This is a genomic window from Bradyrhizobium sp. USDA 327 (assembly GCF_041262065.1).
Taxonomy (GTDB): domain Bacteria; phylum Pseudomonadota; class Alphaproteobacteria; order Rhizobiales; family Xanthobacteraceae; genus Bradyrhizobium; species Bradyrhizobium liaoningense.
Genome location: NZ_JBGCCW010000001.1, coordinates 8,103,238 through 8,117,269, shown reverse-complemented (window position 1 = coordinate 8,117,269; position 14,032 = coordinate 8,103,238). Strand labels below are relative to the sequence as shown.

At 65.2% G+C, this 14,032-nt stretch carries 13 protein-coding genes; 10 read left to right on the top strand and 3 right to left on the bottom strand.

The genetic code is table 11. The features are described from left to right. The first annotated feature begins 68 nt into the window (after window positions 1–68). Together ABIA42_RS38290 and ABIA42_RS38285 are read left to right on the top strand one after the other, a co-directional pair. Entirely contained in the window at window positions 69–848 is a 780-nt protein-coding gene (locus ABIA42_RS38290) for an SDR family NAD(P)-dependent oxidoreductase (RefSeq protein ID WP_370115859.1), read from the top strand. Between the two features lie 98 nt (window positions 849–946). Then, window positions 947–1,834 carry a TauD/TfdA family dioxygenase gene (locus ABIA42_RS38285; protein WP_271529741.1) on the top strand — a complete coding sequence of 296 codons (888 nt, stop codon included), beginning with the start codon at window positions 947–949 and terminating at the stop codon, window positions 1,832–1,834. Window positions 1,835–2,054: 220 nt separating this feature from the next. Here ABIA42_RS38285 and ABIA42_RS38280 read toward each other — a convergent pair whose 3' ends face one another. Then, entirely contained in the window at window positions 2,055–2,699 is a 645-nt protein-coding gene (locus ABIA42_RS38280) for a YqgE/AlgH family protein (protein WP_028178395.1), read from the bottom strand. 141 nt (window positions 2,700–2,840) lie between these two features. On the opposite strand from ABIA42_RS38280, the gene ABIA42_RS38275 reads away from it, so the two are divergent. Both ABIA42_RS38275 and ABIA42_RS38270 read left to right on the top strand, forming a co-directional pair. Continuing rightward, complete coding sequence (locus ABIA42_RS38275) at window positions 2,841–3,680, top strand: protein-disulfide reductase DsbD domain-containing protein (RefSeq protein ID WP_370115861.1); 840 nt, start codon at window positions 2,841–2,843, stop codon at window positions 3,678–3,680. 83 nt (window positions 3,681–3,763) lie between these two features. Next, window positions 3,764–5,140 (top strand): flippase, encoded by a 1,377-nt coding sequence (locus tag ABIA42_RS38270; RefSeq protein WP_370123687.1) that lies wholly within the window; start codon window positions 3,764–3,766, stop codon window positions 5,138–5,140. An 11-nt stretch (window positions 5,141–5,151) separates the two neighbouring features. Here ABIA42_RS38270 and ABIA42_RS38265 read toward each other — a convergent pair whose 3' ends face one another. Next, window positions 5,152–6,126, bottom strand: a complete 975-nt coding sequence (locus tag ABIA42_RS38265; RefSeq protein ID WP_370115862.1) for a LysR family transcriptional regulator — start codon at window positions 6,124–6,126, stop codon at window positions 5,152–5,154. A 135-nt stretch (window positions 6,127–6,261) separates the two neighbouring features. Here ABIA42_RS38265 and ABIA42_RS38260 point away from each other — a divergent pair, with 135 nt between their 5' ends. From ABIA42_RS38260 to ABIA42_RS38235, 6 genes are all read left to right on the top strand, one after another. Further along, window positions 6,262–7,284 carry a carbon-nitrogen hydrolase family protein gene (locus tag ABIA42_RS38260; RefSeq protein ID WP_370115863.1) on the top strand — a complete coding sequence of 341 codons (1,023 nt, stop codon included), beginning with the start codon at window positions 6,262–6,264 and terminating at the stop codon, window positions 7,282–7,284. 66 nt (window positions 7,285–7,350) lie between these two features. Next, a complete protein-coding gene (locus ABIA42_RS38255; protein ID WP_370115865.1) occupies window positions 7,351–8,670 on the top strand; it encodes a substrate-binding protein in 1,320 nt (439 codons plus the stop codon). 9 nt (window positions 8,671–8,679) lie between these two features. Further along, window positions 8,680–9,555: a branched-chain amino acid ABC transporter permease gene (locus ABIA42_RS38250; RefSeq protein WP_014439677.1), complete on the top strand. Its 876-nt coding sequence runs from the start codon at window positions 8,680–8,682 to the stop codon at window positions 9,553–9,555. Next, window positions 9,552–11,426, top strand: coding sequence for an ATP-binding cassette domain-containing protein (locus ABIA42_RS38245; RefSeq protein ID WP_370115866.1), 1,875 nt, complete (start codon window positions 9,552–9,554; stop codon window positions 11,424–11,426). Before ABIA42_RS38250 ends, ABIA42_RS38245 begins: the two co-directional genes overlap by 4 nt. After that, window positions 11,413–12,117 carry an ABC transporter ATP-binding protein gene (locus ABIA42_RS38240; RefSeq protein WP_194389927.1) on the top strand — a complete coding sequence of 235 codons (705 nt, stop codon included), beginning with the start codon at window positions 11,413–11,415 and terminating at the stop codon, window positions 12,115–12,117. Before ABIA42_RS38245 ends, ABIA42_RS38240 begins: the two co-directional genes overlap by 14 nt. 169 nt (window positions 12,118–12,286) lie before the next feature. Beyond that, window positions 12,287–13,111 (top strand): sulfite exporter TauE/SafE family protein, encoded by an 825-nt coding sequence (locus ABIA42_RS38235; RefSeq protein ID WP_370143730.1) that lies wholly within the window; start codon window positions 12,287–12,289, stop codon window positions 13,109–13,111. Between the two features lie 132 nt (window positions 13,112–13,243). On the opposite strand, the gene ABIA42_RS38230 is transcribed toward ABIA42_RS38235, so the two are convergent. Next, window positions 13,244–14,032 carry a 3-hydroxybutyrate dehydrogenase gene (locus ABIA42_RS38230; protein WP_370115868.1) on the bottom strand — a complete coding sequence of 263 codons (789 nt, stop codon included), beginning with the start codon at window positions 14,030–14,032 and terminating at the stop codon, window positions 13,244–13,246.

The following is a 14,032-nucleotide window of genomic DNA, read 5'->3' as shown; positions in this document are numbered from 1 at the left end:
GACCTGTCTGCGGATCGATGCCAGCCTTGTCAATCACAACAAGAAACAAGCACAGCGCGAGGAACAGCATGTCCGACTTCAGGGAGCTCAGCCGGTCCGTGAAGGGCCTCACGGTTCTCGTCACCGGCGCGGCCAGCGGCATGGGGCGCGCGACGGCGCGCGTGTTCGCAACCGAGGGTGCCAACGTGGCCGTCACGGATTTCGACGAGCAGGGCGCGCATGCTGTCGCCAGGGAGATTGCGGCGAGCGGTGGCGCAGCAAGGGCGTGGAAGCTCGACGTCGCCGACGGCGGCGAGATCAAGCGCGTGGTCGGCGATGTCGCCGCGCATTTCGGGGCAATCGACATCGTCGTCAACAACGCCGGCATCTCCGTGCGTGTCGCGATCGACGACGAGGCCTATGAGGACGCCTGGGCCAAGGGCATCGCCGTGATGCTGACGGCGCATCCGCGCATCATCCGTGCTGCGCTGCCCCATTTGCGCAAGTCGAGGAGCCCGCGCATCGTCAACATCGCCTCGACCGAAGCGCTCGGGGCCACCGCATTGCACAGCCCGTATTCGGCAGCGAAGGGGGGCGTTGCGAGCCTCACCCGCTCGCTGGCGGTGGAGCTCGGCCGCGAGGGCATCACCGTCAACTGCATCTGCCCCGGACCGATCCGCACCGCCATCACCGACCGCATCTCCGAGGAGCACAAGACCATCTACGCCAAGCGCCGCACCGCACTCGGCCGCTACGGCGATCCTGAAGAGGTCGCGCATATGACGCTGAGCCTGTGCCTGCCGGCGGCGTCGTTCCTCACCGGCGCGGTGATCCCGGTCGACGGCGGGCTGATGGCCCGCAACGCGTGAGAGCCATGCGCTCGAAGCGTTGACAACGACTGACGCGGGAGTAGCTTTTTCGTCAACAGAGCGGGGGTAACCGCTCGCGACCCGCGGGAGAGAACGTCATGACGATCGCCATCCGGCAGCTTCAGAAGCATTTTGTCGGCGAGGTTTCCGGCCTCGACTTGCGAAAGCCGCTCACACCGGATGAAGCGCGCCAGGTCGAGGCGGCCATGGACAAATATGCGGTTCTGGTTTTCCACGACCAGGACATCACCGACGAGCAGCAGATGGCTTTCGCGCTGAATTTCGGCCAGCGCGAGGACGCGCGCGGCGGCACCGTGACCAAGGAGAAGGACTACCGGCTGCAATCCGGCCTGAACGACGTCTCCAATCTCGGCAAGGACGGCAGGCCGCTTGCGAAGGACAGCCGCGCGCATCTGTTCAATCTCGGCAACTGCCTCTGGCACTCCGACAGCTCGTTCCGTCCCATCCCGGCAAAATTCTCGCTATTGTCGGCGCGCGTGGTGAACCCGAAGGGCGGCAACACCGAATTCGCCGACATGCGCGCGGCCTATGACGCGCTCGACGACGAGACCAAGGCGGAGATCGAGGACCTCGTCTGCGAGCACTCGCTGATGTATTCGCGGGGATCGCTCGGCTTCACCGAATACACCGACGAGGAGAAGGAGATGTTCAAGCCGGTGCTGCAACGGCTGGTGCGGACCCATCCCGTCCATCGCCGCAAGTCGCTGTATCTCTCATCGCATGCCGGCAAGGTCGTCGGCATGAGCGTGCCGGAGGGACGGCTGCTGCTGCGCGACCTGAACGAGCACGCGACGCAGCCGGAATTCGTCTACGTGCATAAATGGAAGCTGCATGACCTCGTGATGTGGGACAACCGCCAGACCATGCACCGCGTCCGTCGCTACGACCAGTCCCAACCCCGCGACATGCGCCGCGCGACGGTGGCGGGGACCGAGCCGACGGTGCAGCAGCAGGCGGCGGAGTAGGCGCGTCTTGTTCCGCTGTCGTCCCGGACAAGCGAAGCGCAGATCCGGGACCCAGAATCACCGAACGTGGTTTGGCGAAGACTCGGAGTGACCGGCCTGCCTCGAACTTCAGCTGGGAGTATGGGTCCCGGATCTGCGCGCGCTTGAGGCGCGCTTGTCCGGGACGACAGCAGAGGATGACGCACGACATCGGAGGATGTCGCGGGTGCGGCTATAGCAGCTACGCGTGCCCGGCCTCGTTCGAGAGCATTCCGGGATCGATGCCGATCTTCTGCAAGGCGCGGTTGTACTTGTCGTCGACGTCGTCGCCGAAGATCAGATCCGCATCCGCATCGCAATGCAGCCAGCCGTTGCTCTGGATCTCCGTCTCGAGCTGGCCCGGCGCCCAGCCGGCATAGCCGAGCGCGAGGATGGCGTGCTTGGGGCCGGAGCCGTTGGCGATCGCGCGCAGGATATCGACGGTCGCGGTGAGGCAGACGCCGTCATCGATCCGCAGCGTCGCATTCTCGATGTAGAAGTCGCTGGAATGCAGCACGAAGCCGCGGCCGGTGTCGACCGGTCCGCCCCGTAGCACCTTCATGCTTTCGGCATTCTCCGGCAGCTTGATGTGCTCACCCTTCTTGATGATGCCGAGCTGCTGCAACAGCTCGGGGAAATCGATGCTGCCGGCGGGGTGGTTCACGATGATGCCCATCGCTCCCTCGGCCGAATGGGCGCAGAGATAGATTACCGACCGCTCGAACCGGGAATCGCCCATCACGGGCATCGCAATCAGGAGCCGGCCGTCGAGATAACCGGCCGAATTGGGCAGTGCGGGGCCCGAGCTGCGGGTGCTTTCGCCCGTCCTCTTGCCTGTGGGAGCCATCGGTGAAGCACTCCGGTTTCAATTCCTATCCTGATGTCGGGCTGGTCCGCTGTCAAATCAAGGCTTGCACGGGCCTGATTCAAGTGCACCATCACAAGCAATTCAATGGTTTGGCCGGGGGCCACCCTGTAAAGACGTACCATGCTCACAAGAGTTCCCCTGCGTGCGGCGATTGGCGTCGCGACAACCTTGCTTGCCTCGTCGTTGGCCATCGTAGCACGTGCCGATGACGCTTCGCCGTGGCAGCGCGACGGACATTCCGCGGTGCGGCTGTTGGCGGGATCGCGCAGCGGCGCGGTCCTGCTTGGCGGTATCGCGTTCCAGCTGCAGCCCGGCTGGAAGACCTACTGGCGCACACCCGGCGATTCCGGCGTTCCACCGCGGTTCGACTTCTCGAAGTCCGAGAATGTCGAGGCGGTGACGATCATGTGGCCGGCGCCGCTGAAATTCGACGACGGCGCGGGCGGCCATTCGATCGGCTACCACAACCAGATCGTGCTGCCCTTGCGCATCGTCGCCAAGGCGGCCGACAAGCCCGTGATCTTGCGCGCCGAGATCAATTACGCGGTGTGCGAGAAGCTCTGCATTCCAGTCGAGGCCAGCGCCGAGCTCGGCTTCAACAGCGTCGCCTCGACCGAGGATGCGAACTTGCGTGCTGCGCTCGACACCGTGCCCAAGCCCGCCAATATCGGCGACCCCAATCCGCTCACCATCCGCGACGTCAAGCGTGACGGGCCCAAGAACGTGGTGGTCGACGTGGTGACGCCGGACAGCCGCAACGTCAATCTGTTCGTGGAAGGGCCGACGCCCGATTGGGCGCTGCCGATTCCGACGCCGGTGCCGCACAGCCCGCCTGGGGTGATGCGGTTCTCTTTCGAGCTCGACGGGCTGCCGCCGGGCGCCAAGCCGGATGGTGCGGCGCTGAAATTCACGCTGGTCGGGCCTGACAAGGCGTACGAGTTCAATACGAATTTGAATTAGCGCCCCACCCAACCGAATCTTAACGAATGGTTGCTAGTCCCCTGGCATGCCGCAGCATGCGGGATGCCTGGGGACTGTTCGACGTGGCCGTGATGGATGCACAACCCGGAACGACCGGACCGGCCGGGCTGATCGCGCGGCTGCGGGCCAAGCTGACGGGCGGATCGACCGAGGCGTCGCTGACGCGGCGACTCGCCGGCACCATCTTCGTCATCCGCGTGATCAGCGCGGGGCTCGCCTATGTCTCGCAGGTTCTGCTTGCGCGCTGGATGGGCACGTCCGAGTACGGCATTTATGTCTATGTCTGGACCTGGGTGCTGCTGCTCGGCAGCATGATGGATTTCGGCATCTCCGCCTCCGCGCAGAAGATCATCCCGGAGTACCGCGCCAGCGACGCGCAGGCGCTGCTGCGCGGCTTTCTCTCCGGCAGCCGCTGGCTGACCTTTGCCGTGTCCGCGCTGGTCTCGCTCGCCCTTGCCGGCATCGTCAAGCTGCTGTCGCCCTGGATCGATCCGGCCGAGGAACTGCCGCTCTATATCGGCTGCATGACGCTGCCCGCCTTCGTCGTCGCCAACACCCAGGACGGCATCGCGCGCTCGCATGACTGGATGCAGCTCGGCCTGATGCCGCAATTCATCATCCGCCAGGCGTTGATCATCGGCCTCACGGCCGCGGCCTTCCTGCTCGGCTATCATCTCGGCGCGGTCGCCGCGATGGTCGCGAGCGCAGGTGCGGTGTGGATCGCGATGACCGGGCAGATGGTGGTGCTGAATCGCAAGCTCGCCGACCACATCGGGCCGGGGCCCAAGGCCTACGACGTCAGGGGCTGGCTCGCCGTCTCACTGCCGATCCTGCTGGTCGAGAGCTTCTACCTGCTGCTCTCCTACACCGACGTGCTGGTGCTGCAGCAATTCCGTCCCTCAGAGGAAGTCGGCGTCTATTTCGCTGTGGTGAAGACGCTGGCGCTGGTCTCGTTCATCCACTACGCGATGTCGGCAACGACGGCGCATCGCTTCGCGGAATACAATGCGCTCGGCGACAAGGCGCGCCTCTCGGCCTATGTGGCGCACGCCATCAACTGGACGTTCTGGCCGTCGCTGGCTGCGACCATCGTGCTGCTGGCGCTCGGCAAGCCGCTGCTGTGGCTGTTCGGGCCGCAATTCGTGGTCGGCTACGACATCATGTTCGTCGCCGCGATCGGGCTCGTGGTGCGCTCCGCGATCGGCCCGGTGGAGCGGCTGCTCAACATGCTCGGCCAGCAGAAGATCTGCGCGCTGGCCTATGCACTGGCCTTCGTGATGAACGTCGTGCTCTGCATTGCACTGGTACCGCCCTATGGCGGCCATGGCGCCGCGGCCGCGACCTCGATCTCGCTGACCTTCGAGACGGTGCTGCTGTTCTGGATCGTGCGGCAGCGCCTCGGACTGCACGTGCTGGCGTTCGGCCGCCGCACGGCTTAACCGTCGCGCCTTCAGCCGCTCTGAAATGCGACGACCGCGGCATCCGCCACCAGCAGCGCGTCGAGCATCTTGCGGCCCGACGCATCCGCCTGCATCAGCGGGTCTGACTTGAACATCGCCTTGAGATAGCTCGATACGGCCCGGATGCGCGGCACGAACTGGAGGTCGCTGTGGACGTTGATCCAGACGTCGCGCGTCGTCGACATCTTCTCGTGCAACACCGGAACCAGATCGCTGCGGCCAGCCACCGCAAAGCTCGGCAGCAGCACCAGGCCGATGCCGCCGGCCGCGGCGTTCATCTGCGCGATCATGCTGTTGGAGTGAAAGCTGACCGGAGGATTGCGGATGATGTCGTCGAGCCAGCGCACCGAGTCTAGCTGGATCAAATCGTCGATGTAGGTGACGAAGCTGTGGCGCGCGAGGTCCGCGAGCCGTTCGGGCATGCCCTCGCGAGCGAGATAATCTTGTGAGCCGTAGAGGGCGAGCTGAAAGCTGCCGAGCCGCTCGGACACCATGCCCTGTCCCGGCGGACGGAAGAAGCTCAGGAAGAGATCGGCCTCGCGGCGATTGACTGAGACCGCCTGCGGGGAGGTCAGGAGCTCGACGGTGAGATCGGGATAACGTTGCCGCAGCGGTGCGAAGCGGAATGCGAGATAGAGCGAGGCGATACCTTCCATTGTCGCGAGCCGGACGCGGCCCGCCATCCGGCTGCCGCCGCGCTGCACGTCCTGATGCATCGCAATGACAGCGCTCTCGATCCGCTCGGCGTGACAGAGCAGGCGCTCGCCGGCTTCGTTGACACGCAACCCCTGCGGCGAACGCTCGAACAGCGTCGCGCCGAGCGCGCATTCGAGATGCGCGATCCGCCGGCTGATGGTGGATTGGTCGACCCGCAGACGCTTGGCCGCGCTGCCCAGGCTGCCGCCGCGGGCTGCGTGAAGAAATATCTTGAGGTCGTCCCAGTCGAGCGAGTTGAACTCCTGCATGTCCACCAGACAGCAAGCGTTGTGCCAGCGACGTACGGTGGGACGGATTGTCGCCCCCTGCAAGCCGTCTTGCAGGATTGTCTGTATCGAGGCCCCGGGGACGCCACTAGCCTGTCCTGAACCAAGGACAAAGCCATGCTTCCTCGCTTCAAGGCCGCCGCGGTCCATGCCGCGCCAGTGTTTCTCGACCGCTCGGCGACCACAAAGAAGGCAATCTCGCTCATCCGTGAGGCAGCCGCCGCCGGCGCCGAGATCGTGGCATTCTCCGAGACGTTCATTCCCGCATTCCCGGTATGGGCGGCGCTGTGGGCTCCGATCGATAATCACGACCTGTTCGTCCGCATGGCTGACCAGTCCGTGCTGGTCGACGGCCCCGAGATCAAGGCGATCCGCGACGAAGCGCGTGCGCTCGGCGTCGTGGTGTCGATCGGCATCAGCGAGAAGTCGCCGGCGAGCGTCGGTGCGATCTGGAATAGCAACCTCCTGATCGGCGAGGACGGCGAGATCCTCAACCACCACCGCAAGCTGGTGCCGACCTTCTACGAGAAGCTGATCTGGAGCGGCGGCGACGGCGCGGGCCTGCGCGTCGTCGAGACCAGGCTCGGCAAGATCGGGCAACTGATCTGCGGCGAGAACACCAACCCGTTGGCACGCTATTCGCTGATGGCGCAGGGTGAGCAGCTTCATATTTCGAGCTGGCCGCCGGTTTGGCCGACCCGCCGGCCGGCCGGTGGCGGCAATTACCACATCGCATCAGCGACCCGGATCCGGGCGAGCGCGCATTGCTTCGAGGCAAAGGTGTTCGGCCTCGTCACCGCGGGCGTGCTCGACAAGGCAGCGCGCGACATGCTGGTGGCGCGCGACGCCTCCGCCGCCGCCGTGCTCGACGCGACACCGCGCGCGGAAACCTTCTTCCTCGATCCGACCGGGGAGCAGATCGGCGAGGCGCTGCGCGACGAGGAAGGCATCCTCTACGCCGAGATCGATCTCAACCGCTGCGTCGAGCCCAAGCAGTTTCATGACGTGGTCGGCTACTACAACCGATTCGACATTTTCGACCTCGGCGTCAACCGCCGCCGGCTCAATCCCGTGTCCTTCACCGGAAACGCGGCGTCCCAGCCGGACGCGGAGAGCGATCACATCGATGCCGGGTCGTGAGCCCGGCTCATACCCAACCGCAATGCACCGGCCGATCCGGCGGTGATCAAACATGGAAGGTGAGTCATGAAGCTCGATCGTCGTCAGATTCTGCTCGGAAGCGCCGGCGCCGCTGCCGGTCTCGTGCTTCCAGGTAGCGCCGCCTGGGCGCAGACGCCGGCCAGCATCGGCACCTTCCCGGACGGCGTCACCGCGGACTCGGTCTTCGTCGGACTGACCATTCCGCTCACCGGCGTCTTCTCCGGCGACGGCGGCGATCTCAAGCTTGGTTACGAACTGGCGATCTCGGAGATCAACGCGGGCGGCGATGCCGCGAAGAAATGGGGCCTGCAAGGCAAGGGCGTGCTCGGCCGCCAGATCCGCTACAAGGTGTCCGACACCGAGGGCAAACCCAATCTCGACGTGCAGAGCGCCACGCAGTTCATCCAGCGCGACAAGGCGATCATGCTTTCAGGCTCGGTGTCGAGCGCCAGCGCAATCGCGCTGGAGGAATTGGGCTCCCGCGAAAAGGTGCTCTACATGGTGGGCATCGCCGGCTCCAACGACATTACCGGCAAGAACTGCCAGCGCTATGGCTTCCGCTCGCAGCAGAACGCCTACATGGCCGCCAAGGCGCTCGCGCCCGTCGTCGCCAAGGCGCTCGGCAAGAACATGAAGACCGCCTTCCTGGTGCCAGACTATACCTACGGCCACACGGTCTATGACAGCTTCGCGAAGTTCTCGAAGGAACAGGGCTGGCAACAGGTCGCCAAGGAAGTGGTTCCGCTCGGCACCACCGACTATTCCTCGGCGCTTCTCAACATCGCCAACAGCGGCGCGGACGTGTTCGTCAACATCGCCTTCGGCGCCGACGCGGTCGCCTCGACCAAGCAGGCCGAGCAATTCGGCGTGCTCAAGAAGATGAAACTGGTGGTGCCGAACCTGTCCTCGTTCCAGGACAAGGAGCTCGGCGCCGAAATCATGCAGGGCGTCTATGGCAGCTGCGACTTCTGGTGGACGCTGTCGGATCGCTATCCGCTCGCGAAGGGCTTCGTCGACGCCTTCGTCGCGAAGAACAAGTATCACCCGCGCTGGGGCGCCCATATCGGCTACATGCAGACCTATCTCTGGGCGCTGACGGTCGAGCGGGTGAAGAGCTTCAATCCGGTCGACGTCATCAAGGCGATGGAGGCCTCGAAGGAGCAGCCCTACGAGACCACGATCGGCAAGGTCTATTTCCGCGCCGAGGATCACCAGATGGTGCGTCCGATCCCGGTCCTGCGGGGCAAGGCGCCGGCGGCGATGAAGGGGCCCGAGGACTATTACGAGATCGTCGACGTTGCCGAAGGCGAGAGCGTGATGAATCCGCCGGACCTGTTCGGCTGCAAGCTCGGCCCCTATACCTGAGCCGCCCGGATGCCAAGCTGGCCCGCCCTCGCCTCACAGGCCTTCAACGGCCTCGCCCTCGGTTCGCTGCTGGCGCTCGTCAGCAGCGGCCTGACCATCATCCTGGGCACGCTCGGTGTCCTGAACTTCGCCCACGGCGCGTTGTTCGCCGTGGGCGCCTATGCCGCCTTCGTCATGCTGCAATACACCCAGTCGTTCCTGCTCGCGATTGCGGTCGGCTGCGGCTTCATGCTGGTGCTCGGCTTTCTGCTCGAGCGCCTGATCATCCGCTTCTTCTACGGCCGGCCGCATGAAGACCAGATCCTCGTCACCTACGGCATCGGCATCGTGCTCGTGGAGTGCGTGCGCGCCGTCTTCGGCGGCAACGCGCAGCGCGTGCCGACGCCGTCATGGGGACAGGGCGCAACGCAGCTCGGCTTCCTGATCTATCCGACCTACCGCCTCCAGCTCATCGCCATCATCGCAACGCTGCTGGTCGGCCTCTATCTCGTTCTCTACCGCACTTCGATGGGTCTCGTGGTTCGCGCCGGAATCGAGAATCCCGGCATGGTCGGCATCCTCGGCATCAATCTGCGGCGCACCTTCCTCCTGGTGTTCGCGATCGGCGTCGTCGCGGTCGGTCTCGCCGGAATGCTGTATGCTCCGGTCGTCGCGGTGACACCGGACATGGGCGCGAATTTCATGGCGCAGTCCTTCGTCGTGATCGTGCTCGGCGGCCTCGGCTCGTTCCCGGGCGCCGTGGTCGGAGGGCTGATCGCCGGCGAGATCGTCAGCCTCACCAGCGCGTTCAACTCCTCCTATTCGGAAGTGATGCTCTACGCGCTGATGGCGCTGCTCCTGGTATTGCGCCCGCAAGGCCTGTTCGGCTCGGAAGGACGGGTATGAACACGTCGCGATCGGGCGGGCTGCGGAGCCACATTCCGGAGCTCGCGATTCTAGCCACGCTGATTGCGGCACCGGTGGTGCTGCCGCATCTCGGCTTCTCCATCGACCTGCTGACGCGGGTGCTGAACTGGGGACTGATCGGGCTCGGCTTCGACATCCTGTTTGGCCTCGCCGGCCTCCTGTCGTTCGGCCAGGCCGCGTTCTACGGCGTCGGCGGCTTCGTCACGGCGTATCTGCTGGTTTCCGGCACGCTGAGCAGCGTGTGGCTGGCGCTCGCCGCGGGCACGATATCGGCCGGCGCATTCGGACTCGTCGTCGGCTGGCTCGCGGTGCGCCGCATCGGCATCTACTTCACGATGATCACGCTGGCGTTCGGCCAGATGGCCTATTTCATCGAGAACTCGCCGCTGTCGCACTATACCGGTGGCGAGAACGGCATTCCCGGAATGCCGGTGCCCGTGCTCGGCTTCGGCGAGCATGCCATCCGCATCGGCGCAGGCCTGCCGATGTACGTGCTGTTCGCGGTGATTTTCTTTGGTGGCTACGTACTGGCACGCCGCATCGTCCGCTCTCCCGTGGGCGCGATCCTGCTCGCGATCAAGGAGAACACCGCGCGCGTCGCAATGCTCGGCCACAACGTGCCGGCCTACAAGCTCGCAGCCTTCGTCATCGCCGCGCTCTACGCCGGACTCGCCGGCGGCCTGCTCGGCTCGTTCCAGAGCTACATGCCGCCGGACGCGTTCTCGCTGGAGACGTCCGGCCAGCTCGTGGTCCAGACCATCGTCGGAGGCGCCAACACCCTGATCGGACCGCTGGTCGGCGCCGCGGTCTGGCTGTGGCTGCGCGACAATCTCCAGCTCATTCCCGGCCTCACCACGCTGTGGAAGCTGGTGCTCGGCATCGCCTTCATCGTCCTGGTCGTCGGCCTGCGTCGCGGCATCTGCGGCGAGATCATCCATTGGTGGACCGAACGCCGAACTCTCGCCGCGCGGCAGGCCGCAGAGGCCGTGACCGAGGCGATCGAGGCCGGCGGCGCGGTGAAAACTGCATCGAGCAGGGGGCGCGACACCGCCCTGCCATTGCCGTCACCCGCCACCGGCGACAGCGACATTGCCCTGGAAGCCTGCGCGCTGGCGCGGCACTATGGCGGGCTGAAGGCAGTTGACGGCGTCTCGTTCAAGGTGCGCTGCGGCTCCATTCATGCCGTGATCGGCCCGAACGGCGCCGGCAAGAGCACGCTGTTCAAGATGCTGCTGGACGAGGTCAGCCCGACCTCGGGTCATGTGCTGTTGTTCGGATCGCAAGTGACCGGCCACGGCGTCAGCCGGACCGCGCAGTTCGGCATCGCCAAGTCCAACCAGTTGAACCAGCTCTTTCCAAATCTCTCGGTGCGGAAGAATTTGCGCATCGCCGCCTTGGCGCGCTGCCGCGGACCGCTGCGGATCGACCTGCTGCGAACGGCCGACAGCCTGCCGGAGGTGGAGGCACAGATCGACGCGATCATGGCGCTGCTCCATCTTGCAACGCGCGCCGACACGCCGGCGCACATCCTCGCCTACGGCGAGAAGCGCCGGCTCGAGATCGGCATGGCGTTTGCGACGAGCCCGAAGGTGCTGTTGCTCGACGAGCCCCTCGCCGGCATGAGCCCGTCGGAACGCGCCGCGACCTGCGCACTGATCCGCGACATCGCCCAGACCTGCACCATCGTCATCGTCGAGCACGATCTCGATGCGATCTTCGGCCTCGCCGAGCGCATCACCGTGCTCTACGAAGGCCGCCTGCTCGCCGACGGCACGGCGGACGAGATCCGCGGCAACCAGCAGGTTCAGGACGCTTACCTCGGAGGGCTTCACGCGCATGAGCCTGCTTGAAGTCGACCGCATCAACACGCTTTACGGCGATTCCCACGTCCTGTTCGACCTCTCGATCCGGGTCGAGGAGGGCGAGGTCGTGGCGCTGCTCGGTCGCAACGGTGCCGGCAAGACCACGACGCTGCGCTCGATCATGGGTGTGCTCGCCCCGAGGAGTGGCGAGATCCGGCTCGATGGCAAGCCGATCAGCGGTCTCGCTCCATCCGCCATCGCCAACATGGGCGTGCAGCTTGTCCCTGAGGAGCGCGCGATCTTCGGCGGCCTCACGGTAGAGGAGAACCTGCGCATCGCGGCCTTGACCGCGCCGAACGCGTGGTCGTTCGAGCGCATCTACGGTGTGTTTCCGCGCCTGAAGGAACGACGCAAGTCTCTCGGACGAACGCTGTCGGGCGGCGAGCAGCAGATGCTCTCGATCGCCCGCGCGCTGATCCGCGACGCCCGCATCATCCTGCTCGACGAGCCGTTCGAGGGACTGGCACCGCTGATCGTGCGCGATCTCGTCAACGTCGCCGCAGGTCTCGCCCGCGAGGGACGCACCATGATCGTGGTCGAGCAGAACGTCGCCGCGGCGCTGAGCTTCGCCACCCGCGTCTACGGCCTCAACAACGGCCATGTGGTGTTCGAGGGCACCTCCGCCGAGCTTACCGCCAACCCTGACCTGGCGCGGGATTTCCTCGGCGTCGGCGCGTGAGCACCACGAACGGCTGTTTCGCGAGAGGGCACCGATTTGGGCGAAACGACTGTCTGCCGCCGCCCCGCGGAAATATTTCTCTTATTTAATCCAACGACTTGCCCGTCAGGGAAAGTTTATTCTACGTCGTATTGCCCAACCGACGAGACCAACCTAAGATTCCCCTGATATGTTCGATCCAATCTACGTCGCCTCCGGATTCGCCGTCGGCCTGCTTGTCGGCATGACCGGCGTCGGCGGCGGCTCGTTGATGACGCCGCTGCTGATCCTGTTGTTCGGCGTCCACCCCTCCACCGCGGTCGGCACCGACCTGCTCTACGCCGCCGCCACCAAGACCGGCGGCAGCGTGGTGCATGGCTGGTCGCGCAGCGTGCACTGGCCGGCGGTGCTGCGGCTCGCCTGCGGCAGCATTCCTGCCAGCGCGCTGACGCTGTTCGTGCTGTGGAAGCTTGATCTCAAGAGCGATGCGGAGCGCAGCCTCGTCAATGTCGTGCTGTGCTTCGCGCTCCTGCTGACCGCGACCTCGTTGATTTTTCGCAAGTCGATCATGGACCGCTATCGAAAGCGCCTCGAGCAGGTCGACGCGCGCACCACCTTGATTGCGACCGTGATCACCGGCGTCGTGCTGGGCGTGCTGGTCTCGATTTCGTCGGTCGGCGCCGGCGCGGTCGGCGTCACCGTGCTGCTGCTGCTTTATCCGCGCCTGCCGATGGCGACCATCGTCGGCTCCGACATCGCCCATGCGGTGCCGCTGACACTGGTCGCCGGCATCGGACATTGGGCGCTCGGTGACGTCGACTGGGCCCTGATGGGCGTGCTGCTGCTGGGCTCTCTGCCCGGCATCATCGTCGGCAGCTATAGCGCGACGCGGGTGCCCGAGACGGTGCTGCGCCTGACGCTCGCCTGCGTGCTGTTCGTGGTCGCCGGCAGGATCATCTTCGCGGAACTGAACCTGTCGTCGGCCATCGTCACGGCTCTGGCCTGGAGCCATTGAGCCGGGACCGGACGACAGAATCGTAGGGTGGGCAAAGCGAAGCGTGCCCACCATTTCACTTCGATGGGGACGCATGGCGGGCACGGCGCAACGCGCCTTTGCCCACCCTACGGCACCACCGCATCGTCGTGCTTACTCCGCGGTCCAGCCGCCATCGATCGAGAGATTGGTGCCGGTGATCTGCGCGGCATCGTCGCCGCACAGGAACAGCGCGAGCGCGGCGACCTGCTCGGAGGTGACGAACTCCTTGGTCGGCTGCGCATCGAGCAGCACGTCGTTGATGACCTGCTCGCGTGTCAGGTTGCGCGCCTTCATCGTGTCGGGGATCTGCTTCTCGACGAGCGGCGTCCAGACATAGCCCGGGCTGATGCAGTTGCAGGTGATCTTGTGGGTCGCGACTTCCAGCGCCACGGTCTTGGTGAGACCGGCGATGCCGTGCTTGGCCGAGACATAGGCCGACTTGAAGGGCGAGGCGACCAGCGAATGCGCGGACGCCGTGTTGATGATGCGGCCCCAGCCCTTCTTCTTCATGCCGGGAACGGCGGCACGGATGGCATGGAAGGCCGAGGACAGGTTGATCGCGATGATCTGGTCCCACTTCTCGACCGGAAACTCCTCGATCGGCGAGACGAACTGGATGCCGGCATTGTTGACGAGGATGTCGACCGAGCCGAACGTCTTCTCGCCGAGCGCGATCATGCCGGCGATCTCAGCGGGCTTGGTCATGTCGGCAGGCGAGTAGATCGCCTTGACCTTGAAGTCGGACTCGATCTTGGCGCGTTCCTTCTCGATGTCCTCCGGTGAGCCGAAGCCGTTGATGACGACATTGGCACCGGCGGCAGCGAAGGCGCGTGCATAGGCGAGCCCGATGCCGCTGGTCGACCCGGTCACGACGGCGTTCTTGCCTGACAGACTACCCAT

Coding starts and splice junctions, on each gene's coding strand:
- ABIA42_RS38285 (WP_271529741.1), top strand. CDS start 947: ATGACGATCGCCATCCGGCAGCTTCAGAAGCATTTTGTCGGCGAGGTT.
- ABIA42_RS38275 (WP_370115861.1), top strand. CDS start 2,841: ATGCTCACAAGAGTTCCCCTGCGTGCGGCGATTGGCGTCGCGACAACC.
- ABIA42_RS38230 (WP_370115868.1), bottom strand. CDS start 14,032: ATGGGTAGTCTGTCAGGCAAGAACGCCGTCGTGACCGGGTCGACCAGC.
- ABIA42_RS38245 (WP_370115866.1), top strand. CDS start 9,552: ATGAACACGTCGCGATCGGGCGGGCTGCGGAGCCACATTCCGGAGCTC.
- ABIA42_RS38265 (WP_370115862.1), bottom strand. CDS start 6,126: ATGCAGGAGTTCAACTCGCTCGACTGGGACGACCTCAAGATATTTCTT.
- ABIA42_RS38255 (WP_370115865.1), top strand. CDS start 7,351: ATGAAGCTCGATCGTCGTCAGATTCTGCTCGGAAGCGCCGGCGCCGCT.
- ABIA42_RS38260 (WP_370115863.1), top strand. CDS start 6,262: ATGCTTCCTCGCTTCAAGGCCGCCGCGGTCCATGCCGCGCCAGTGTTT.
- ABIA42_RS38240 (WP_194389927.1), top strand. CDS start 11,413: ATGAGCCTGCTTGAAGTCGACCGCATCAACACGCTTTACGGCGATTCC.
- ABIA42_RS38290 (WP_370115859.1), top strand. CDS start 69: ATGTCCGACTTCAGGGAGCTCAGCCGGTCCGTGAAGGGCCTCACGGTT.
- ABIA42_RS38280 (WP_028178395.1), bottom strand. CDS start 2,699: ATGGCTCCCACAGGCAAGAGGACGGGCGAAAGCACCCGCAGCTCGGGC.
- ABIA42_RS38250 (WP_014439677.1), top strand. CDS start 8,680: ATGCCAAGCTGGCCCGCCCTCGCCTCACAGGCCTTCAACGGCCTCGCC.
- ABIA42_RS38235 (WP_370143730.1), top strand. CDS start 12,287: ATGTTCGATCCAATCTACGTCGCCTCCGGATTCGCCGTCGGCCTGCTT.